21 protein-coding genes and 1 riboswitch are annotated in these 20,094 nt (G+C 67.4%); of the genes, 13 read left to right on the plus strand and 8 right to left on the minus strand.

Going from position 1 to position 20,094, the window contains the following annotated elements:
* Positions 1–2 precede the first annotated feature (2 nt).
* Positions 3–224 carry a hypothetical protein gene (locus ATC04_RS01785; RefSeq protein WP_231735878.1) on the plus strand — a complete coding sequence of 74 codons (222 nt, stop codon included), beginning with the start codon at positions 3–5 and terminating at the stop codon, positions 222–224.
* Here the strand turns inward: ATC04_RS01785 and ATC04_RS01790 are convergent.
* Entirely contained in the window at positions 186–881 is a 696-nt protein-coding gene (locus tag ATC04_RS01790) for an EAL domain-containing protein (protein WP_047120382.1), read from the minus strand. The two genes, ATC04_RS01785 and ATC04_RS01790, sit on opposite strands and share 39 nt — an antisense overlap.
* 227 nt (positions 882–1,108) lie before the next feature.
* Between ATC04_RS01790 and ATC04_RS01795 the strand changes: the two genes are divergently transcribed.
* On the plus strand, positions 1,109–2,044 hold the full coding sequence (locus tag ATC04_RS01795; RefSeq protein ID WP_052772537.1) for a GGDEF domain-containing protein: 936 nt from the start codon (positions 1,109–1,111) through the stop codon (positions 2,042–2,044).
* Here ATC04_RS01795 and ATC04_RS01800 read toward each other — a convergent pair.
* Positions 2,041–3,525: a SulP family inorganic anion transporter gene (locus tag ATC04_RS01800; RefSeq protein ID WP_047120381.1), complete on the minus strand. Its 1,485-nt coding sequence runs from the start codon at positions 3,523–3,525 to the stop codon at positions 2,041–2,043. The genes ATC04_RS01795 and ATC04_RS01800 overlap by 4 nt on opposite strands.
* 94 nt (positions 3,526–3,619) lie before the next feature.
* On the opposite strand from ATC04_RS01800, the gene ATC04_RS01805 reads away from it, so the two are divergent.
* From ATC04_RS01805 to ATC04_RS01845, 9 genes are all read left to right on the plus strand, one after another.
* Complete coding sequence (locus tag ATC04_RS01805) at positions 3,620–3,808, plus strand: hypothetical protein (RefSeq protein ID WP_047120380.1); 189 nt, start codon at positions 3,620–3,622, stop codon at positions 3,806–3,808.
* A gap of 640 nt (positions 3,809–4,448) precedes the next feature.
* On the plus strand, positions 4,449–5,525 hold the full coding sequence (locus ATC04_RS01810) for a sugar diacid recognition domain-containing protein (RefSeq protein WP_160309108.1): 1,077 nt from the start codon (positions 4,449–4,451) through the stop codon (positions 5,523–5,525).
* Positions 5,526–5,534: 9 nt separating this feature from the next.
* Positions 5,535–6,701 (plus strand): glycerate kinase, encoded by a 1,167-nt coding sequence (locus ATC04_RS01815; RefSeq protein WP_047120378.1) that lies wholly within the window; start codon positions 5,535–5,537, stop codon positions 6,699–6,701.
* A 107-nt stretch (positions 6,702–6,808) separates the two neighbouring features.
* Positions 6,809–7,642 (plus strand): alpha/beta hydrolase, encoded by an 834-nt coding sequence (locus ATC04_RS01820; protein ID WP_047120377.1) that lies wholly within the window; start codon positions 6,809–6,811, stop codon positions 7,640–7,642.
* 192 nt (positions 7,643–7,834) lie between these two features.
* Positions 7,835–7,925, plus strand: a riboswitch (SAM riboswitch).
* A gap of 51 nt (positions 7,926–7,976) precedes the next feature.
* Positions 7,977–9,182 carry an acyl-CoA dehydrogenase family protein gene (locus ATC04_RS01825; RefSeq protein ID WP_197413504.1) on the plus strand — a complete coding sequence of 402 codons (1,206 nt, stop codon included), beginning with the start codon at positions 7,977–7,979 and terminating at the stop codon, positions 9,180–9,182.
* Between the two features lie 49 nt (positions 9,183–9,231).
* Positions 9,232–10,449, plus strand: coding sequence for an acyl-CoA dehydrogenase family protein (locus ATC04_RS01830; protein WP_047120376.1), 1,218 nt, complete (start codon positions 9,232–9,234; stop codon positions 10,447–10,449).
* 57 nt (positions 10,450–10,506) lie between these two features.
* Positions 10,507–12,252, plus strand: a complete 1,746-nt coding sequence (locus ATC04_RS01835) for an HNH endonuclease signature motif containing protein (protein ID WP_060616986.1) — start codon at positions 10,507–10,509, stop codon at positions 12,250–12,252.
* 117 nt (positions 12,253–12,369) lie between these two features.
* Entirely contained in the window at positions 12,370–12,798 is a 429-nt protein-coding gene (locus ATC04_RS01840) for a DUF6069 family protein (protein ID WP_047120374.1), read from the plus strand.
* A 150-nt stretch (positions 12,799–12,948) separates the two neighbouring features.
* On the plus strand, positions 12,949–13,386 hold the full coding sequence (locus tag ATC04_RS01845) for a DUF6069 family protein (RefSeq protein ID WP_047120373.1): 438 nt from the start codon (positions 12,949–12,951) through the stop codon (positions 13,384–13,386).
* Positions 13,387–13,453: 67 nt separating this feature from the next.
* On the opposite strand, the gene ATC04_RS01850 is transcribed toward ATC04_RS01845, so the two are convergent.
* From ATC04_RS01850 to ATC04_RS01875, 6 genes are all read right to left on the minus strand, one after another.
* Positions 13,454–13,711 carry a hypothetical protein gene (locus ATC04_RS01850; protein WP_047120372.1) on the minus strand — a complete coding sequence of 86 codons (258 nt, stop codon included), beginning with the start codon at positions 13,709–13,711 and terminating at the stop codon, positions 13,454–13,456.
* 149 nt (positions 13,712–13,860) lie between these two features.
* Positions 13,861–14,658, minus strand: coding sequence for a CoA ester lyase (locus ATC04_RS01855; RefSeq protein ID WP_047120371.1), 798 nt, complete (start codon positions 14,656–14,658; stop codon positions 13,861–13,863).
* Complete coding sequence (locus tag ATC04_RS01860) at positions 14,655–15,155, minus strand: MaoC family dehydratase (RefSeq protein ID WP_047120370.1); 501 nt, start codon at positions 15,153–15,155, stop codon at positions 14,655–14,657. The genes ATC04_RS01855 and ATC04_RS01860 overlap by 4 nt, the downstream gene beginning before the upstream one ends.
* Positions 15,148–17,121, minus strand: a complete 1,974-nt coding sequence (locus ATC04_RS01865) for a biotin carboxylase N-terminal domain-containing protein (protein WP_047120369.1) — start codon at positions 17,119–17,121, stop codon at positions 15,148–15,150. Before ATC04_RS01865 ends, ATC04_RS01860 begins: the two co-directional genes overlap by 8 nt.
* Before the next feature lie 2 nt (positions 17,122–17,123).
* Entirely contained in the window at positions 17,124–18,719 is a 1,596-nt protein-coding gene (locus ATC04_RS01870) for a carboxyl transferase domain-containing protein (RefSeq protein WP_047120368.1), read from the minus strand.
* Positions 18,716–19,348, minus strand: coding sequence for a TetR/AcrR family transcriptional regulator (locus tag ATC04_RS01875; protein WP_047120367.1), 633 nt, complete (start codon positions 19,346–19,348; stop codon positions 18,716–18,718). The genes ATC04_RS01870 and ATC04_RS01875 overlap by 4 nt, the downstream gene beginning before the upstream one ends.
* A gap of 168 nt (positions 19,349–19,516) precedes the next feature.
* Here ATC04_RS01875 and ATC04_RS01880 point away from each other — a divergent pair, with 168 nt between their 5' ends.
* Together ATC04_RS01880 and ATC04_RS01885 are read left to right on the plus strand one after the other, a co-directional pair.
* The gene (locus ATC04_RS01880) at positions 19,517–19,705 is read left to right on the plus strand and encodes a hypothetical protein (protein WP_157359270.1); all 189 of its coding nucleotides are present in this window, start codon (positions 19,517–19,519) and stop codon (positions 19,703–19,705) included.
* 7 nt (positions 19,706–19,712) lie between these two features.
* The gene (locus ATC04_RS01885) at positions 19,713–20,072 is read left to right on the plus strand and encodes a hypothetical protein (RefSeq protein ID WP_047120365.1); all 360 of its coding nucleotides are present in this window, start codon (positions 19,713–19,715) and stop codon (positions 20,070–20,072) included.
* Positions 20,073–20,094: the final 22 nt, after the last annotated feature.

The following is a 20,094-nucleotide window of genomic DNA, read 5'->3' on the forward strand; positions in this document are numbered from 1 at the left end:
TCATGATGGAATTAGCGATGTATGTCCCGCGAGGCATACTGCTTCCCGAGTCGGTGCTCTACGCGCAGTGGTTCAGCGTGCTGGCGTCGTTCGTCGCGATCAACACGGTGATCTACCTGATCCTGGGCATCACCAAGATCCTGCCGCCGATCCGCTTCGGCGGCTCCAGGGGGCGCGAGCGGCGCTCAGAAACCCGGAGTATCGATCCCGACGCGCCGGTTTAAATCGCGCATGGCATCTGCAAGCTCCGCGGCGGGCAGGCCCCGGCTGTAGTAGAACCCCTGGGCGTAGCTGAAGCCCAGCCGGTCGACCAGCTCGATGTGCTCCGGGGTCTCGATGCCCTCGGCCAGGGTCCGGGCCCCGGTCTCCCGGGCGGCCTCCAGCAGGTTGGCGACCATGCCGCGTACCTCGGCGGAGGACTCGTAGTTGATGATCATGCTGCGATCCAGCTTCACGATGTCGGGATGCAGGCATTCGATGCGCTCGCGGTTCGCGTAGGCGACGCCCGCGTCGTCGATCAGCAGCAGGCACCCGAGGGTATCGGCGTACTGCCGGGCGCGGCCGGAGCTGCAGGGCTCGGATTCCTCATTCAGCTCCAGCCCCCAAACCAACCGCCCATCAAGCTTCATCGCGGAAGCGGCGAAGGCCTCGATGGTCGGGCCCGAGGCATTGAGCGTGACCAGGTACTCGTCTGGCAGCTGGCGGCTGGCGTCGAGGATTCCCTGGATGGCCTCCAGCTCCAGCTCGACGATCCGGCCCTCGGCGCGGGCTTCGCTGAAATGCTCTTGAGGGCCGCGGCCGTCGTCGAATCGGGTCAGTGCCTCGAAACCCAGTAGAGTTTTGTTTCGAAGATCAATGAGGGGCTGGAAAACGAACTTCACTATTTGCCTAACGGGTGAGGGACCGTACGTTGCGTCTGGCCAAGGTCAGCCGGAGCTTACGCCCGAAGCAGATTTTACACATCCGGCCGATCCGATGCGGTCCGTTTTTGAACAATTTGTAGACAATGGGGTGGCGGGGCTTGGAAAAACAGGTAGAGAGCCGAAGTCAGGCGGGTATTTCATGGCGCTCCAGGCTGCTTCCTGCGCGAGTCCGCGCCATCACCAGTATGGAGATCGCGGTGACCGGCATGGTCGCCTGCTTCCTGTCCGTCTTCTACGGCCTGAACCTGTTCAGGACCTTCCCTTCGGAAGCGCTGCAGCTGGTGGCCGTAGGGCGGTTTGTCGGGGCCCTGGGTGTCGCGACGCTGGTGGTGATCCTGCGCGACGCGTTCCCGCTGTGGCTCGCCTATCTCGGCGCCGTGGCGGAACTGACGGCCTTCGTTTACTTTGTGGGTTTCACCGTCGACCACGAGCAGTTCGTCTTCAGGCTCCAGGAATTCCCGCTGATCGCGCTGTACATGGCGTGGCTCTTCCCTTCGGTGATCTCCCGGATGACCATTTATCCCATCCTCGTCTTCACCCTCACCTATTCGCTGCTGTTCGGCCCGGCGGTGGGCACCGAGCACCAGAACGGCCTGCTTAACGTCCTGAGCCTGGTGTTCTTCACCGTGGTCGGCATGTTTGTCGGCAGCTTCGTGAAACGCAAATTCAAGCAGCAGACGGAAATCGACGTGCTCACCGGCGCCTACAACCGCCGGGCGCTGGGCCGGATGGGCGATGCCGCCCTGGCCCAGGGGCGCCGGCAGAACCAGCCGGTCAGCGTCGCGTTGGTGGACATGGACGGTTTCAAGCAGATCAACGATCAGTTCGGCCACGCGGCCGGCGACGAGGTGCTGCGCGGGCTGGTCCGGCACTTGAAGCGCGCGACCCGCAAGAACGATGTGATCACCCGGCTGGGCGGCGACGAATTCGTGCTCCTGCTGCCCCAGACCGGATTCGACCAAGCCCAGCAGCTCATGGAACGCGTCCACGAATCCTCCGAGCACAGCTGGAGTTTTGGTGTGGCCACCGCGGAACCGGACGACAACCTGAGCATGGTCATCCTGCGCGCGGACCGCGCCATGTATATCTCCAAGCGCGAGCGGGCGGAGCAGCGCGACTAATCCAGGTTGCCGCTGAGCCGGTCGCGGAACCTGGCGCTGGGCTCGTTCAGCCCGCGGACCTCGACGCTCTTGCCGTAGCTGGCGTACTTGGCGGCTACGGAATCCAGCGCGGCCACGGTCGAGGCGTCCCATACGTGCGAGGCGCCCAGGTCGATCACTACCTGCTGCGGATCCTGCGCGTAGTCGAACTGCGTGTACAGGTCGTTGGACGAGGCGAAAAACAATTCCCCGGTCACCGTGTAGATAGCGGTGTCCCCGTCCACCCTGCGGTCGACCGTCACAAAATGCGCCACCCGGTTGGCGAACAGCACCATTGCCGTGAGGATGCCGGCGCCCACCCCGATGGCCAGGTTGCTGGTCGCCACGGTCAGCACCACGGTGACGAGCATGACGAAGGTTTCGCTCTTGGGCATCATCCGCAGCGTGGAAGGCCGTATGCTGTGCCAGTTGAAAGTCGCGGCGGAGACCACCACCATCACCGCGACCAGCGCGGCCATGGGGATCTGCGCCACCACGTCGCCGAACGCCACCGCCAGCACCAGCATGAACACCCCCGCGAACAGCGTGGAAATGCGCGTGCGCCCGCCGGAAACCTTCACCCCGATCATGGTCTGGCCGATCATCGCACAGCCGCAGATCCCGCCGAAGAAGCCGGTCACCACGTTGGCGGCCCCCTGCGCCCAGGACTCGCGCGTCTTGTTCGACGGCGTGTCGGTGATGTCGTCGACAAGCTTCGCCGTCAGCAGCGACTCCAGCAGGCCGACGAACGCCACCGCCACCGCGAACGGCGCGATGATCCGCAGGGTTTCCATGTCGATCGGGACAGAGGGCAGCGTGAAGACCGGCAGCGACTCGGGCAGTTCGCCCTGGTCGCCCACCGTGGGCACCGTGATCTTCGCGAACACCGTCACCGCCGTGAGCACCGCAATGGCGATCAGCGGCGCCGGAACCGCGTTGGTCAGCTTCGGGAACAGGTACACGATCGCGATCCCGACTGCCACCAGTGGATACACGGCCCACGGCACATCGACCAGCTCGGGCATCTGTGCCAGGAAGATCGAGATGGCCAGGCCGTTCACGAAGCCGATCATCACCTGCCGCGGTATGAACCGCAGCAGCTTGGCCACGCCCAGCGCGGCCAGCAGGATCTGGATGATTCCGGCCAGGATCACGGCCGGGAACAGGTACTCCACGCCGTGGGTCCTCACCAATGGAGCGACCACCAAGGCCACCGCTCCAGCCGCCGCGGTAATCATTGCCGGCCGTCCGCCAGTGAAGGCGATGACAACTGACATGGTGAACGAGGCGAAAATGCCGACCCGCGGATCCACCCCGGCGATCACGGTGAACGCGATGACCTCCGGAATCAGCGCCAGCGAGACCACCAGCCCGGCGAGCAGCTCGGTTTTCAGCAATCGGGGAGACTTGAGGGTTCGCCACACCGACTGCCGTTCTAAGGGGGTCAATGCCGCCGTTGCCATGGTGGACCTGTTCTTTGGCTCGCCGAATTCCGTACCTATGTATTCTAGTTGCCCGGCAGGTTCCAGCACTGCGCTTGGCTGTTAGATTACTGCCATGGCCATATTGAAGGATCCCACCAAACGCACCATCAATATCTGTGAAGCCGCGGGGAAGCAGCGGTACCGCACTAACGCGATCGCGCTCAAGGCCGCGCTGAGGCATTCCACGGTAGCTGGCAAGCAGCTGGGCACCTACGCATGCGAACAGTGCAAAGGCTGGCATATCGAAGGCCAGGGCGGTTAAAGAAAAGTTCCCGTTGGGAGGAAATCCAACGGGAACTTCATGATCATCACTCGCACCTTTATGAGGTACTTCAATTCTAGGAATGCACCCTGTGCCGGAGCTTTGGAATTCCGAGCCGCTAGCTAAGCATTTCTGCGGTGTCCACGCAGCTGGCCGGACGTTAAACTCAAAACCCCCACCGAAATCATTTCGTTGGAGGGTTCTCGATCATCACTCGCACCTTTTGAGTTACCTTCACTGCACTTCCGGTTCCTATGCCGGGCCTGGACACCATCTGGAGAATGCCGGCGCATCGGTGATGCGGCGCTCGAAGGTTTCTTAAAAATACTGGCTCCGTTGCCGTGCGCAACGGAGCCAGACTTACATCATCACTCGCACCTTTGAGGAAGGTAACTTCCATTTTAGGGAGCAAGGCTATGCCTCGGCTTTGCCCGAGCCCGGCGCAGGCAAAGAGTCTGCATCAGCCATGGGACGCAGGAAAGTGAAAACTCCCGCCGGCTGAAGCCGGCGGGAGTTTACGATCATCACTCGCACCTCAAGGAGGTGTCTACGACATTACTGCCCGACTCTGTGCAGAAGCTTGGCTCAGCCTCCACGTTGTCAAAAGACGCGTGGTCAGATGGTGGGTAGACTACCAAGCATGGCGCAGAAGGCAACAGGAAAACTCACCCACACGGTGGCGCTGCGTGTTGTCCAAACCATCGCCCCGCGCGTCGACTACCCGCTGAACATCATGGACGAGCGCGGGATCATCATCGCTTCGTCCGACCCTAAACGGTTGGGGAACCCGCATCCGGACGCGCTCAGGGCCCTGTCGGAGAACCGCACAATTGTCACCGCCCAGGCCGACCCGGTGTCCGGGCAGCTGCCGGGCGTCAACGTGCCACTTTATGCGGACGGCGTCGTGCAGGGTGTCGTGGGGGTGACAGGGGCACCGCAGGAGGTTGCGTCGCTGGCCCAGCTGATTTCGCTGACCGTGCAGCTGCTGCTTACCCAGCACGAGGAGCATGTCCGAAGCACGGTGCGCGCCACCCAGATTAGTGACATGCTCTCCGGACTTGTGTCGGGATCCGCGAGCGACGAAGCCTTGGCTGAGCAGCTCGAGCAGCTGGGCTTGAGCGCGCCATGGTCGCTGAGCCTGCTGCTCGACGAGGACGGGCCTGAGCAGTACGAAGCAGCATTGACGATTAACAATGCCCGATGGGTGCTGTCCTCCGGTCCAATCGAGGATCCTGCTTCTGCCCGCGCGATCCTCGGGCCCCCTCGGACACAGCCCAGCGACCTTCTGGTCGACGCCGAGAACCTGCGGACCCTGGGCGCGGTGCCCGCGCTGGTTCCGGCTGCCGGACTTCGCGAGCTCTGGAACGAGGACATGGCGCTGTCGGCGGCCAGAGCACCGGAAGCGTACTGCCGTTCGCTGGCCCGGCGCACGGCCCAGATCAGTGCGGAGCATGCGTTCACGCTGCTGGCGCTGGCCGCCAGTTCGACGCAGTCCGAAGCCATCGCAAGGCTCACGGTCCACCGCAATACGCTGATCCAACGAATGGACCGGATCAAGCAGGTCACCGGCAGCGACCCGCGGGTTCCCGGCGAGCTGATGGCCTTGCTCAACTCCATCTACGCCCGGGTCCGGCTGGGCGAAATGCACATATTCCAGTATTCGAAGCAGCTGAAGTATGGGCTTCGGCCTATAGGACTTGTGGAGGAATCTCCATAGGGTTAATGCATGACCTCAACACCGAACTCTTCGCCGGCCACTGGGTTGCAAATCGCCGTGGTGCCGGATTCCTTCAAAGGCAGCGCTCGCGCCAGCGAGGTCGCCGAAGCCATCAGGACCGGATTCCTCGCAGGTGCCGGCAGCCTGGGCCGTGAAATCTCCGTGACCGCGGTGCCCTTCGCCGACGGAGGCGAGGGAACCCTGGAAGCGCTGATCGACGCGTGGGGCACCGAACCGGTTCCGGTGCAAACCGCTGATGCCTTAGGCAGACCGGTGCAATCACGGCTGGGGCTGTCTGCCGACGGGAAGATCGCGGTGGTCGAAGCAGCCGAAGCAGCCGGCCTGCCGCAGGTTGCCGATGCGCCGCGCCAGCCGCTGTCGGCCACCACCTACGGGCTCGGCGCGCTGGTATCCAAGGCGCTGGACCTCGGGGCCGAGCAAATCATCCTCTGCCTGGGCGGCTCCGCGACCACCGACGGCGGCACCGGTTTGCTTTCCGCTCTGGGCGCCAAGTTCCTCGACGCCGACGGCAACCAGCTGCAATCGGGAGGCGGCCCGTTGAACGAGCTGCACAGCATCGATGTCAGCGGGCTGGATCCGCGCGCCGCCGGGGTAGTGTGGCAGATCGCTTGCGATGTCACCAACCCGCTATTGGGCGAGAACGGCGCCGCAGCGATCTTCGGGCCGCAAAAGGGTGCTTCCCTGAAGGATGTCGCAACCCTCGACGCCGGGCTGGGCCGGCTGGCCGATGTGCTGGAAACCGCCACCGGCCGGGTGCTGCGCGACCGAGAAGGCATGGGCGCCGCCGGAGGCCTGGCCTTCAGCCTGGGCAGCTACTTCGCGGTCGACCTGGTCCCCGGGTGGGAGCTGGTCGCCCGGGTGCTGGACGCCCACCGCATCATGGGCGGCGCGGATCTGGTCATCACCGGCGAGGGCCGGCTGGACTCGCAGTCCCTGCAGGGCAAGGTGGTATCCGGGGTACTGCAGGCCGCCGGGGGAGACGTTATCGTGATCGCCGGATCGGTCAGCCTGGAAGACCAGGTTTTGGCCGACGCCGGAATCCTCGCGGCCTACTCGATCGCTCCGGGCCCGGCGAGTTTGGCCGAGCTGTCCGCCGACGCGCTGAAGCTGCTGGAGCGCACCGCGTTCAGCGTCGCACGGACCTACCTGCGCTGAAGCGCTCGCTGTCGCTTTGCGCAAAACCCTTGCCACCGTCGAGGACCGATGCCTAGCGTGGGAGGCAGCGCGGCAACCGCCGCGCCCCCGTCGGCGAAAGGGCCAGCATGGCAACCGTGAAAGTCGGAGAAGAGAACACCACCGATATCGAGCTGTACTACGAGGACCACGGCTCCGGGCAGCCGGTGGTGCTGATCCACGGCTACCCGCTGGACGGATCCTCCTGGGAGCTGCAGACCGCGACGCTGCTCGGCGCCGGCTACCGCGTCATCACCTACGACCGCCGCGGCTTCGGCAAGAGCTCCAAGGCGGCCGTCGGCTACGACTACGACACCTTCGCCGCCGACCTGCACACGCTGCTGGAAACGCTTGACGTGAAGGACGCAGTGCTGGTGGGCTTCTCCATGGGCACCGGCGAGGTAGCCCGCTACCTTTCCACCTACGGCTCGGCCCGCGTCGCGAAGGCCGCCTTCCTCGGCTCGCTGGAACCGTTCATCCTGCAGACCGATGACAACCCCGAGGGTGTGCCGCAGGATGCGCTGGACCCGATGGCCGAGGCCGCCAAAACCGACCGCTACGCGTTCTTCAGCAGCTTCTTCGAGAACTTCTTCAACACCGAGACCTTCCTGGGCAACCGGCTGAGCGAAGAGGCGCTGGCCGCGAACAAGGCCCTGGCCTATGCCGCCTCGCCCTACGCCTCGGTCGCGGCCCAGTACACCTGGACCACCGACTTCCGCGCCGACATCCCGAAGATCGACGTGCCCGCGCTGATCGTGCACGGCACCGCCGACCGGATCCTGCCCGTGGACGTCACCGGCCGGCGCTTCGCCGAGGCGCTGCCCGCCGCCGAGTACCACGAGGTGGATGGCGCCCCGCACGGGCTGCTGTGGACCCACGCCAAGGAGGTCAACGACCTGCTGCTCGGCTTCCTCTCCCGCTAGCCGCAAGGCCCGCCGGGCCCGGGCACTGCGTGCGCCAATATGACGTCGTGCGACGGCTGGATGCTGCCGCGCGCCGTCGCGATCTGGGCCCGGCGCGGGTTCCAAACTCCCAATATGACGCAGTTTTGCGGTGCGTTCCGCCGCGTGACGGGGCGGTTCCCTCCGGCTTCGGCGGCGTGCTTGAATCGGTGCACACCATCCAGAGCGGCTGAGAGACCTGGCTCCGCGACGCCGCAGCAAGCCTGTAATCCGCAGGGAGTGCTAACGCCAGGTTCGATGGAGCCCGGGCCGCGTCCCGGTATCCCTCGGAAGTCCAATTCCAAGGAGCCCGATCATGACCGTCACCGCATTGCCCCGCGTCCCGTACACCGGCACCGCCAGCGAGGCCGAACTGGAGCGCTGGCGCGCCGTCGCCCGCCAGGTTGCCGGCACCCTGGCCGCCGACGCGCTGGCCCGCGACCGCGCCAACAAGCAGCCCTTCGCCGAGGTGAAGCTGCTGCGCGAGGCAGGGCTGCTGGAGCTGCTGGTCCCGGCCGAGTTCGGCGGCGCCGGCGGGCACTTCGAGACCGCCTTCGAGGTCATCCGCATCCTGGCCGCCGCCGACGGGTCGATCTCCCAGCTGCTGGCCTACCACTACATCAACCAGTCCTCCATCGCGTTCTACGCCCCGGCAGAGGCGCAGGCCGACTGGTGGCGGCGCACCGTGGAGGGAAGCTGGCTGTGGGGCGACTCGGTCAACCCGGTGGACCCGAACCTGGTGCTGACCCGCGAGGGCGATGGCTACCGGCTGAACGGGGCCAAGCGCTTCTCCACCGGCTCCGGGGTGGGCGAGGTCATCGTCGTCAACGCGGAGGTCGAAGGCAGCGGCGAGCTGCTGGCCTTCGTGGTCCCGCGCGAGGCCGAAGGACTGCGCATCGTCGACGACTGGGACTATCTGGGCCAGCGGCTGAGCGCCTCGAACTCGCTGGTGTACCGCAACGTGCGCATCGAGCCGTCCGACGTGCTGGGCCCGGTCACCGACGAGCCGGTGGCCACCCTGCTCACCCCGGGCATCCAGCTGGCCTTCGCGAACTTCTACCTGGGCATCGCGGAGGGCGCGCTGGCGCGGGGCCGGCAGATCCTGCTGGGGCGCACCAACGCCTGGTTCCTCTCGCAGGCCGAAACCTATTCGCAGGACGTCGTCTTCCAGCGCACCGTGGGGGAGCTGAAGGCCCGCACTGCCGCGGTGGCCGCGCTGGCGGAGAAGCTGGGCCGCCGCTTCGATCAGGTGCTGGGCGGGGCAGTCAGCCAGCCGCAGCGCGCCGAGTTGGCGGTGGCGATCGCGGAGCTGAAGGTCGTGGCCAGCGAGGCCGGCGTGGAGGTCGCCAACCGCATCTTCGAGGTCACCGGATCCTCCTCCACCAAGAGCAACGTCGGGCTTGACCTGTTCTGGCGCAACGTGCGCACGCACTCGCTGCACGACCCGGTGGACTACAAGAAGATCGAGGTCGGCGCCTACTTCCTGCGCGGCGAATCGCAGCCGCTCTCGCTGTACACCTAGACACTGGACGCCTACGCCACCCTGCCTGCAACACCGATTGGAACACCAGATGATCGCCCTGTCCACATCCCGTCTGGCCGGGCTGCGCGAACGCTTCGCCCCGCACTTCCAGGCCATCGCCGACGGCGCCGCCGAGCGCGACCGCACCGGCGCCCTGCCCTACCGCGAGGTCGCCGACCTCGCCGCCGCCGGCTTCGGCGCGATCCGCGTGCCCGTCTCCCACGGCGGAGCCGGCGCCACCCTGCCCGAACTGTTCGAGCTGCTCACCGAGCTGGCCGCGGCCGACTCCAACATCGCCCAGGCGCTGCGCGCGCACTTCGCGTTCGTGGAGGACCGGCTGGTCGCCGCCCCGGGCCCCGGCCGCGACACCTGGCTGGCCCGCTTCGCCGCCGGCGAGCTGGTCGGCAACTCCTGGACCGAGGTCGGCGCCGTGAAGGTGGGCGAGGTGATCACCAAGGTCAGCCCGGACGGGGCCGGCGGCTTCAGCATCACCGGCGCCAAGTACTACTCCACCGGCTCGATCTTCGCCGACTGGCTGGACACCTACGCGCAGCGCACCGACACCAAAACCCGCGTCATCGCCGCCGTCCGCCGCCACCAGCCGGGTGTGGCCCTGGCCGAGGACTGGGACGGCTTCGGCCAGCGCACCACCGGCACCGGCACCTCCACGTTCACCGGCGCGGCGGTGGAGGAGCTGATCGAGTTCGACACCCGCTTCAAGTACCAGACCGCGTTCTACCAGCAGGTGCTGCTGGCGGTGCTCGCCGGCTCCGCCAAGGCCGCCGAACGCGAGTTCGCCGCGCAGCTGGCGGCCCGCAAGCGCACCTTCAGCCACGCCGCGGCCAACATCGCCGGGCAGGATCCGCAGCTGCTGCAGGTCATCGGCGAGGTCTCCGCGGCCGCCTTCGCCGCGGCGGCCACCGTGGAACGCGTCTCCCACGCCCTGCAGGGCGCCTACGAGTCGGCGATCGCGCTGCACTCCGGCGGCTCGATCCAGGAGGACGAGGCCGCCAACGACGCGGCCGAGCTCGCCTCCGCCCAGGGTCAGGTGGTGCTGACCCCGCTGGTGCTCACCGCGCTCACCCACGCCTTCGACGCGCTGGCCGCCTCCGCCACCAGCGTGTCCAAGAACCTCGACCGCCACTGGCGCAACGCCCGCACCGCCGGCAACCACAATCCGTGGGTGTTCAAGGCGCGGCTGATCGGCGACCTCGCGGTCAACGGCACGCAGCTGCCGCGCGTCTGGGCAATCGGCGCCTCGAAGTAATCCACAATCCGCAGCTGCGGCGGCCGGCCCTCCCGGCGCCCGCCGCACGCTGGGGACATGCAGACCTCCACAAGCACCGAAGCGGTCGGGAAACTGGCCGAGGCCCGCAGCCTCATCGCCGCGGCCTGGGCGGACGTGGCCGACGCGGACCTCCCCGCCGGCCACGCCGCCTACTTCGCGCTGCTTGTCGAACAGCTGGGCCAGGAGTTCGCCCGCGCCCAGCTCTTCGCCGCCGACCTGCTGCGCCGCACCGGCGCCCACCAGCTGGACGCCGACTCCTTTCAGGTAATCGCTGACGCCAGCGAGCACCCCTCCGCCGAGGACCTCGCCCGCGCTGCCGGGCGCACCACCATGGGCCGCACCCCCTACAAGAACACCGCCGGGCTGCTGCACAACTGGCTGGGCATCCCGCTGGGCACCGCCCGCGACCGCCTGGCCCAGACCGACTGCCTCATCGCCCAGGTCACCACCGCCGGCCACCGCGCGCAGCCGCTGCTGCCTCAGCTGGCCGCCGAATTCACCGCCCCGCGCTCCGACCCGCGCCTGGTGCTTTCCGCCTCCCGCCTGATCCACGGCGCCCAGAAGGACTTCGGCCCCGGCCCCGCCGGGGAGCGGGCCCGCGCCGGCATCCAGGCCGAGGCCGTCGCGCTGATCCGCGAACAACCCGCAACCGCCCGCAAGCACGTCGCCGACCTGATCCACCAGCTCAAATCCGGCAAGCGGCCGCTGGGCGCGCTGCTCTCGGAGATCGGCCTGTTCAAGCTCGGCCGCCGCAAGGGGCTGGAAAACTACCTGCTGCGCATGCTGCCCTCGCAGGCCGAGGTCCTCGACGCGCACCTGCGCAAGGTGGACAACCCCAAAACCGAGGCCGGCAACCGCGAGGACCTCCACCGCCAGGCCGCCGAGGATCTCGCCGCCGAAAACGGCGACCCGGACGACTGGGACAACTCCGAGACCATGCCCGACTGGGCGCAGGACCCGGAAGCCGCCGCTGCCGAGGCGGAGGACCCGGACCACGAAGACCCGGGCCCCGACGACCCCGACGACCCCGATGCCGCCGAATCCACGCAGTCGCAGCCGGAACCCGGCGGAGAAGCTGCCGGGGATGAACCGCCGGCGGCCTCCGCGGCCGCCGAGCTGCTGGTCCCGTTCGAGGACATGCGTCCCGAACTTCGCCACCTGATGGGCCTGCTCGCGACGCTCAAATCCACCGGTACCGGAAAGCGCCAAGGTGCCGCCGCCGAGGTCGGCATCATCATCGACTACGACAAGATGGTCGAAACGGGGCAGGACTTCGCGGTGACCATCACGGGCAAGCCGATTTCCGCAGGCGAAGCCAGGGCCGCGGTCTGCAATGCCGGCATCTACCCGGTGGTGCTGAACGGGCGCGACCGGATCCTCAACCTCGGTCGCTCGCAGCGGCTGTTTTCCAAGAGCCAGGCCAAGGCCCTGCGCACCGCACGACGCGGCTGCGCCTTCCCGGGGTGCACCATGCCCGCCGAACGCTGCGAACTCGACCATTTGGACGCATGGGAAAAGGGAGGCCGGACGGACATCGACCGCGGCGACCTCTACTGCACGGTGCACCACATCGGGCGCCACTGCGGCTTGTTCCATGCAGTCAAGGTCGAAGGCAGCAGGCCCATGGTGCTGCTGCCCAAGAGCGTGGACCCCGAGCAGCGGCTTCACATCAACACGCACTTCCTCACGCCTGCCGAGTCGAAACGCGCCTTGGCCTGGGCCGCCGAAGCGACCCAGCTCTGGAAATCCGGAAAGCTGAAAGTGACCATCGCCGAGGCCTGAGCGCATCTCGGGCGATCGAAACTGCGAGCCGTAAAATCGTCGGGTTCAAAGGTTGTTTTCGGGCGTACAGTGAAAGAACGGGTATTCGGTTTTTCACATCAAAGGAGATGTCCAGCCATGCAAGCTGACGTCAAATTCAAAATGCCGTTTAACTTCGTCCAGGTGTTGATCGCCGCCTTTGGCGCCATGGCCCTGAGCGTGCTCACGTTCTTCATCGCGGAGGCCGCCGGGGCATCCATGAAATTCTCCGACGGGATGTTCCGAAACCTCGATTTCATCCACGTCATCCGGTTCACCGTGCCTCCGATCGTGGTGCTCGGCTTCTTGACCTTCCTCATCGCACGCGGCCGTCCGGGCTTCTGCCGCGTCGCCCAGGTGATCGGGCTTGCCCTACTGCTCCTCTCGGCCGTGACGCAACTGTTCTTCGCCGAAGATGCAGGAAGCGCGGTTGCGGTCGCCGTCATGCACGTGATCGTCGGCGCCAGCTGGTACATCGCGGTGAACAACTCCAACAGGAGGGCCAACGAGCGAGCCATGGCAGGGTGATTGGGCTTGGCACGTTCTGGGGGCGTGTCAATTTGCGGATATTTCTGTGCGGGACGGGTGTTGTAGAAGTCACCCGGCCCAAGGGTTTTGGCTGGATGTGTTCGACTATAGAATCGTTGAGAACTGTCAACGATATCTTAGGGAACGTCAATGGCCCCGCAGGGAACCCCAAATAGCCCATTCAACTTCATCCAGGTAGCGATCGCCGCGCTCGGCGCTGGGTACCTCAACGTCATCATCTTTTTCATCGGCGGCTCGGCCGGAGCCTCCATGCAGATCGGTGAAACTTCGCACGATGTCGTGCACTTCGCCCAGGTTCTGGGTTACACCTGGGCTTCGGTGATTGTCCTTGGCTTCGTGGTGTTCCTGCTCGGCCGCGCCAAGAAGGGCATCACCAAGGTGGCCCAGTGGATCGGCCTGATCATCGCCGTGGCGTCGATCGCCTTCCCGATCATGAATTCCGCCGACGTCGCCACCGCCATCACCCTGAGCCTCATCCACATCATGACCGGTGTGGCGTGGTTCTTCGCCGTGCACTACGGAAACAAGAAGCTGCATGCCGAAGCGCAGGCACTCGCCATCGCCTAATTCAGGCCGCAAGAAATATCGGCATCGGAGGCTAACTCCGGTGCCGATATTTTTGCATCCGGGGTACCTACGGCTTGCCGTGGACCAGATAGACCAGCATCGCGATGATCTTGTGCACAACCACGATGGAGAAGACTCCGGCCAGCAGGAAGAAGCCGATGCCCGCCATGGATAGCACGGTTAGTCCCCATGAGTTGACGGTGATTGCACCAATCAGCAAGAAGTAAGGCTGGGCACTCATGGAAGCAATGCCAAGAACCCAGAGCACGATGGCGAACCAGAAAAAGACCAGCGTGTCATAGCCGGGCTTGCGAGTGGAAGACATGAATTACTTTTTTGGATCTCTGCACCGCATGGCCTGTCCAGGCAGTGCAGCTTCAACGCTAGGCGCGGGCATCTTCGGTAGCCAAACTCTTTTCACCGCATGTCAGCGGACGTTTCTGGACTCGCTGTCCCGGTGTGCTTAACAGGCCGTCACTTTTCACCTTCCACGACGGCCCGGGCTTGGCGTAGCAGCGGCTCGTCGACCATCTGCCCTTCGAATGTGAAGACCCCGGCGTGCTGCGCGGCGGCATCGAGAAGGCGCCGCGCCCTTGCCACCTGTTGTTCGGACGGGGCGAAGGCATCGCGGATGACCTGCATCTGGCTGGGATGGATGCTGGCCTTGGCGGTGAAGCCGCTGGCAGCGGCGTCGGCGGCCTCGACCCGCAGCCCGTCCAGGTCCGCGATGTCCAGGTAGACCGAGTCGATGGATCCCTTGCCGTGCGCTGCGGCCTGCAGCAGCACCTGCGCGCGGGCGAAGCGGGAGACGTCCCGGTAGCTGCCGTCGGGGTGGCGCGATGAGGTGCCGCCCAGCGAGGCGGTCAGGTCCTCGGCGCCCCACATGAGCGCGGAGACGTTGGCGGCCGCCGCAATCTGCGCGGCGGCGTTGATGCCGCGGGCGGTTTCGCACAGCGCGATGACCTCGAAGGGATCCAGCTTCAGCACCTGCTCGGCGGATTCGCACTTGGGCAGCATGATCCGGGTGTACCCGGCCTGCTTGACCGCGCGCAGATCGGCGACGATGTAGTTGGTGTCGAACGGGTTCACGCGCACGATGGTGCGTTCGGGGTCCAGCGAGCTCTCAAGCACCGCCTGCCGGGCGGACTCCTTGTGCTCCGGGGCGACGGCGTCCTCCAGGTCCAGGATGACGGTGTCGGCGCGGTCGGCGGCCTTGGCGTAGCGGTCGGGCCGGTCGGCCGGGCAGAACAGGATCGCAGGTCCGAGTTTCATTGCTCCTCCTTGCTCAGTGCCGCCTCGTGGGCGGCCTTGGTCCACATCAGGCAGGTGCGGGTGGCGGTCGCGACGACCACCCCGTCCTGGTTGCGCCCGGTGTGCCGCATGGTGGCGATGCCCTGGCCGGGGCGGGATTTCGAGGGGCGGACCTCGACGATTTCGGTTTCGGTGTACAGGGTGTCCCCGTGGAACACCGGGTGGGGGAAGCTGACCGCGTCCAGCCCCAGCTGGCCGATGATGGTGCCCTCGGTCAGCTGCGGCACCGACTGGCCGATCATGGTGCCCAGCGTGAACAGCGAGTTGACCAGCGGCTTGCCGAAGGGCTGCGTGGCAGCCCAGGCAGCGTCCAGATGCAGCCCCTGGTTGTTCATGGTCAGCGTCGTGAACAGCACGTTGTCCGACTCGGTGATCGTGCGGCCGGGCCGGTGCTCGTAGAGCTCGCCCACGTTCAGTTCGTCCAGGTACAGCCCGCGCTGCACGATGCGGTTAGCCATTTTCGTCCTTTCGCGTATGCTCATCATCGGCGCTCGGCTCGATGGTGGCAAGGGTCTGCTTGGTGGTGACCAGGTCGCCGGGCTTCAGCGCGGGCATGCGCACGATCCCGTCGGCCGGCGAGGCCAGCTGGTGCTCCATCTTCATCGCCTCCACGATCAGCAGCACCTGCCCGGCGGCGACCGCGTCGCCGTCGGCCGCCTTCACCGCGATCACGGTGCCGGGCATGGGGGAGGTGACATGCGGGCAGACGGTCGCGTCGGCTTGGGCCTGGCGGATCTGCTCGCGCCGGCCCAGGCGGCGCACCGCGGTGCTCCAGCCCTCGGAACCCAGCCAGAGGGTGTCGCCCTCGCGCGCCCAGGAGATGTCGGCCAGCTGCCCGTCCAGCTGCACGCCGTTGGGGGTGTCGAGCAGCTCGTGGGCCTCGCCGTCCACCACCGCTGTGCCGGCGGACAGCGACACCTCGTGCACCCGGTCCCCGGCCTCCAGCTGCATCCGCCGCGGTGCCGGGGCGCCGGGCCGCCAGCCGTCGGCCGCCCAGGGGCCGGTGCCGGGCGCCGGGCTGAGCAGGTGCGCGGCGAGCGCGAGCTGCGCCGGACCGGGCCGGCGGAACTCGAAGCTGCGGCGCTCGATCAGCGTGGTGTCCAGCTTGCCGGCGACGACGTCGGGGTCGGCCAGCAGCAGGCGCAGGTACTCGATGTTGGTTTTCACGCCCAGCACCACGGTGTGCGCCAGCGCCCGGTCCAGGGCGCGCAGCGCGGCGGCGCGGTCGGGCCCGTCGGCGATCACCTTGGCGAGCATCGGGTCGTAGTGCGGGCTGATCTGCTGGCCCTCGCGCAGCGCGGCGTCCACGCGCACGGCGCCGGGCAGCCGCAGCTTTTCCACGGTGCCGACGGAGGGCAGGAACCCGGCGGCCGGGTCCTCCGCGTAGAGCCGCGCCTCGATCGCGTGCCCCTGCAGGCCGACCTCCTCCTGGTTGAAGTCCAGCCGCTGGCCGGCGGCGATGCGCACCTGCCAGGCGACCAGGTCCAGCTTCTGCCCGCGCACGCGCACCACCTGCTCGGTGACCGGGTGCTCGACCTGCAGCCGGGTGTTCATCTCCATGAAGTAGAACTCGTCCGGGTTCGCGTCGCTGAGCAGGAACTCGACGGTGCCGGCCCCGACGTAGCCCACCGAGGCGGCGGCCGCGACCGCCGCGGCGCCCAGCTTCTGCCGCAGCCCGGGGCCAACCAGCGGGGAGGGCGCCTCCTCGATGACCTTCTGGTGCCGGCGCTGCAGCGAGCATTCGCGTTCGCCCAGGTGCAGGACGGTGCCGTGGGCGTCGGCCAGGACCTGCACCTCGATGTGCCGGGGGCTGGGGACCAGGCGCTCCAGGAACAGGGTGTCGTCGCCGAACGCCGAGGCAGCGGTGCGCCGGGCGCTGGCCAGCGCCTCGGGCAGGGCCTCGGGGGAGTGGACCGCCACCATGCCCTTGCCGCCGCCGCCGGCCGAGGGCTTGATCAGCAGCGGGTAGCCGACGCCCGCCGCGGCGGCGGACAGCGCGGCGTCGTCGAGCCCGGGTTCGGCGATGCCCGGGGTGGTCGGCACCCGGTGGGCGGCGACGTGGTTCTTCGCGCGGATCTTGTCGCCCATCAGGTTGATGGCGTGAACCGGCGGGCCGATGAAGGTGATGCCGACGGCCTCAAGGGCGCGGGCGAAGTCCACGTTCTCCGAGAGGAAGCCGTAGCCCGGGTGCACCGCCTGCGCGCCCACGGCCCGGCAGGCGGACAGGATCGCGTCGATGTCGAGGTAGCTCTGGGCGGCCGGGGCGGGGCCCAGGCGCACCGCCACGTCGGCGGCCGCCACGTGCGGGGAGCCGGCATCGGCGTCGGAGTAGACGGCGGCCGAGCGGATGCCCAGCGCGCGCAGGGTGCGGATCACGCGCACGGCGATCTCCCCGCGGTTGGCGACAAGTACTGTGTTGAACATGGTCACATCCTGAACAGGCCGAAGGTGGTGTCCGGCAGCTGCCCGGCGCAGGCGTCCAGCGCCAGGCCGAGCACGCGGCGGGTGTCGGCCGGGGCGATGACCCCGTCGTCCCACAGCCGGGCGGTGGAGTACCAGGGGCTGCCCTGGGTTTCGTACTGCTCGCGGATCGGCGCCTTGAAGGCCTCCTCGTCCTGGGCGGGCCAGTCCTGCCCGGCGGCTTCCAGCCCGTCGCGCTTGACGGTCGCCAGCACGCTGGAGGCCTGCGCCCCGCCCATCACGGAGATGCGCGCGGCCGGCCACATCCACAGGAAGCGCGGGGAGTAGGCGCGACCGCACATGGAGTAGTTGCCGGCGCCGAAGGAGCCGCCGATGACCACGGTGAACTTGGGCACCCGGGCGGTGGCCACCGCGGTGACCATCTTCGCCCCGTGCTTGGCGATGCCGTCCGCCTCGTAGTCGCGGCCCACCATGAACCCTGCGAGGTTCTGCAGGAACACCAGCGGGATGCCGCGCTGGTCGCACAGCTGGATGAAGTGCGCGCCCTTGAGCGCCGACTCGGAGAACAGCACCCCGTTGTTCGCGATGATGCCCACGCGGTGCCCGTACAGGGTCGCGAACCCGGTGACCAGGGTGGTGCCGTACTCGGCCTTGAACTCGTGGAACCCGCTGCCGTCCACCAGCCGGGCGATCACCTCGCGCACCTCGTAGGGGGTGTTGACGTCCACCGGGACGATGCCCGCCAGCTCGGCCGCGTCGTAGAGCGGCTCGGCGTACACGGCGCTCCGGGGCTCCGGCTCGGGCAGGGTGCAGATGATGTCGCGCAGGATCTGCAGAGCGTGCTCGTCGTTCTCCGCCAGGTGGTCCACCACCCCGGAGGTCTTGGCGTGCAGCTCGCCGCCGCCGAGCTCCTGTGCGGTGACCACCTCGCCGATCGCGGCCTTCACCAGCGGCGGGCCACCCAGGAAGATGGTGCCCTGGTTGCGCACGATCACCGTCTCGTCGCTCATCGCCGGCACGTAGGCGCCGCCGGCGGTGCAGGAGCCGAGCACCGCCGCCAGCTGCGGGATCTTGGCCGCGGAGAGGTTCGCCTGGTTGTAGAAGATGCGCCCGAAGTGCTCGCGGTCCGGGAACACCTCGTCCTGCATCGGCAGGAAGGCGCCGCCCGAATCCACCAGGTACACGCAGGGCAGCCTGTTCTCCAGCGCGATCTCCTGCGCGCGCAGGTGCTTCTTCACGGTCATCGGGAAGTAGGTGCCGCCCTTGACGGTGGGGTCGTTCGCCACCACCATCACGTGCCGGCCGTGCACCAGCCCGATGCCGGCGATCATTCCCGCGCCCGGGCTGGCCCCGTCGTACATGTCCTCCGCGGCCAGCGGCGCGACCTCCAGGAAGGGCGAGCCGTCATCCAGCAGCCGGTCCACCCGGTCGCGGGGCAGCAGCTTGCCGCGCTCCACGTGGCGTTGGCGCGACTTCTCCGAGCCGCCGCGCGCGGCCCGGGCCAGGCGCTCATGGAGCTCGTCGACCAGCGGCTTGTACTCGCCGCGGCGGCGGGCGAAATCCTCGGAATCCGCGTCAACGTGCGTGGGCAGGGTCTTCATCGTGCTCCTTCGGGGTCGTGCGGTTCGCTGTCCAGCCGGGCGGGAACCGGCAGCTCTTCGGGGACGGCCGGGTCGGCCGCCAGGATGCGCAGGGCCATCTGGATGAAGTTCAGCTGCACCTGGGCCAGCGGCAGCCGCCCGCCGGGGCGGTACCAGTGCGCCACGCCGGTGCCCATCTCCATGATGGCCAGCCGTGCCATGCCCGCATCCGGGGCGTGGAACAGGCCCGCGCGCTCGCCGTCGGCCAGCGCGTCGGTGAACAGCTGCTCGTATTCGTCGCGCAGGGCCTGCATGGCAGCGCGGTGCTCGCCGGACAGCGAACGCATCTCGTATTCGGCCACGCGCGCAGTCTGCGGGTTGGTGGCAGTGAAGCCGACGTGGAAGGCGACCAGCGCGGCCAGCCGTTGCGCGGGGTCGGCGTCCTCGATGGCGTCCTGCGCGCCGTCGATCATCGCGTCCAGGCAGTTGCGGATCACGCCCAGCAGCAGCTCCTGCTTGCCGCCGACGTAGTGGTAGAGGGTCGCCGAATTCAGCCCGACCGCGGCGCCCAGCTCCCGGATCCCGGTGGCCGCGAACCCCTGCCGCGCAAAGCAGGACACCGCCGCCTTGTGGATCTGTCCCAGTTGCATGCCGCTCCCAATCGATCGATTGACCCCCAGTACACCGCACGCCGCCACGTGATGTCAATCACTTGATTGGGTTTTGCTGTTGAAGCGACGATTCTTGACAGCGAATATGCTGGAGCCCATGGAACAACGTTGGCGGTGGCCGTACCGCGGCTGGCTTCGGGAGGGCGAATGAACCGGATCGACGTGCGGTGGAACGTGCGCGAACAATGCGCAGAACTCGTGGTCGACGGGCGCAGCCTGGAGGAGATCGACGACCCGGAGCGCGCCTGGGGGGGTGTCGCCCTTTGCCCGGAGATTTCTGCGCAGGCCGCTGAAGGAGACGCTTGCGACCTACCGCGCGGACTTCAGTCGTCGTGATGACCGGATGAGCGGGAGCGAAATCGAACTCCACGTCTGCTGCGCCTGCGGCGATCTGGGATGCGGTAATCTGGCGGTCGATCTGGACCTCGGCCCGGAGCAAGTGACATGGTCGCGGCCGCACTGGGCGGCTGATGACGACGAGCCCGAGGAACCAGAGGAGTCTGTGCCCGGGGATCCGCTGGAACTCATGCCGCAGGAGCTGGTCTTCGCGCGCGCCGAGTACGACCGGGCACTGGCGAAGATCGAGGCCTATCTGTCACGGCCCGGGTGGCGCCAGATACCCAAGGACGACCTGGAAAACATCGTGCTGCGCCGAATTTTTGCCTGGGTTTCCGGCCGCGAAGGGCGTCGCTGGCAGGAATAGCGCGAAGGGCGCCGGAACCCTC

Source organism: Arthrobacter sp. YC-RL1 (genome assembly GCF_001454985.1).
Lineage (GTDB): Bacteria > Actinomycetota > Actinomycetes > Actinomycetales > Micrococcaceae > Glutamicibacter > Glutamicibacter soli.

What these genes read in the sequence shown, in the direction of transcription:
- ATC04_RS01785 (WP_231735878.1), top strand. Translation starts at nt 3, where the DNA reads ATGATGGAATTAGCGATGTATGTCCCGCGAGGCATACTGCTTCCCGAG.
- ATC04_RS01795 (WP_052772537.1), top strand. Translation starts at nt 1,109, where the DNA reads ATGGAGATCGCGGTGACCGGCATGGTCGCCTGCTTCCTGTCCGTCTTC.
- ATC04_RS01800 (WP_047120381.1), bottom strand. Translation starts at nt 3,525, where the DNA reads ATGGCAACGGCGGCATTGACCCCCTTAGAACGGCAGTCGGTGTGGCGA.
- ATC04_RS01805 (WP_047120380.1), top strand. Translation starts at nt 3,620, where the DNA reads ATGGCCATATTGAAGGATCCCACCAAACGCACCATCAATATCTGTGAA.
- ATC04_RS01810 (WP_160309108.1), top strand. Translation starts at nt 4,449, where the DNA reads ATGGCGCAGAAGGCAACAGGAAAACTCACCCACACGGTGGCGCTGCGT.
- ATC04_RS01815 (WP_047120378.1), top strand. Translation starts at nt 5,535, where the DNA reads ATGACCTCAACACCGAACTCTTCGCCGGCCACTGGGTTGCAAATCGCC.
- ATC04_RS01820 (WP_047120377.1), top strand. Translation starts at nt 6,809, where the DNA reads ATGGCAACCGTGAAAGTCGGAGAAGAGAACACCACCGATATCGAGCTG.
- ATC04_RS01825 (WP_197413504.1), top strand. Translation starts at nt 7,977, where the DNA reads ATGACCGTCACCGCATTGCCCCGCGTCCCGTACACCGGCACCGCCAGC.
- ATC04_RS01830 (WP_047120376.1), top strand. Translation starts at nt 9,232, where the DNA reads ATGATCGCCCTGTCCACATCCCGTCTGGCCGGGCTGCGCGAACGCTTC.
- ATC04_RS01835 (WP_060616986.1), top strand. Translation starts at nt 10,507, where the DNA reads ATGCAGACCTCCACAAGCACCGAAGCGGTCGGGAAACTGGCCGAGGCC.
- ATC04_RS01840 (WP_047120374.1), top strand. Translation starts at nt 12,370, where the DNA reads ATGCAAGCTGACGTCAAATTCAAAATGCCGTTTAACTTCGTCCAGGTG.
- ATC04_RS01845 (WP_047120373.1), top strand. Translation starts at nt 12,949, where the DNA reads ATGGCCCCGCAGGGAACCCCAAATAGCCCATTCAACTTCATCCAGGTA.
- ATC04_RS01850 (WP_047120372.1), bottom strand. Translation starts at nt 13,711, where the DNA reads ATGTCTTCCACTCGCAAGCCCGGCTATGACACGCTGGTCTTTTTCTGG.
- ATC04_RS01855 (WP_047120371.1), bottom strand. Translation starts at nt 14,658, where the DNA reads ATGAAACTCGGACCTGCGATCCTGTTCTGCCCGGCCGACCGGCCCGAC.
- ATC04_RS01860 (WP_047120370.1), bottom strand. Translation starts at nt 15,155, where the DNA reads ATGGCTAACCGCATCGTGCAGCGCGGGCTGTACCTGGACGAACTGAAC.
- ATC04_RS01865 (WP_047120369.1), bottom strand. Translation starts at nt 17,121, where the DNA reads ATGTTCAACACAGTACTTGTCGCCAACCGCGGGGAGATCGCCGTGCGC.
- ATC04_RS01870 (WP_047120368.1), bottom strand. Translation starts at nt 18,719, where the DNA reads ATGAAGACCCTGCCCACGCACGTTGACGCGGATTCCGAGGATTTCGCC.
- ATC04_RS01875 (WP_047120367.1), bottom strand. Translation starts at nt 19,348, where the DNA reads ATGCAACTGGGACAGATCCACAAGGCGGCGGTGTCCTGCTTTGCGCGG.
- ATC04_RS01880 (WP_157359270.1), top strand. Translation starts at nt 19,517, where the DNA reads ATGAACCGGATCGACGTGCGGTGGAACGTGCGCGAACAATGCGCAGAA.
- ATC04_RS01885 (WP_047120365.1), top strand. Translation starts at nt 19,713, where the DNA reads ATGAGCGGGAGCGAAATCGAACTCCACGTCTGCTGCGCCTGCGGCGAT.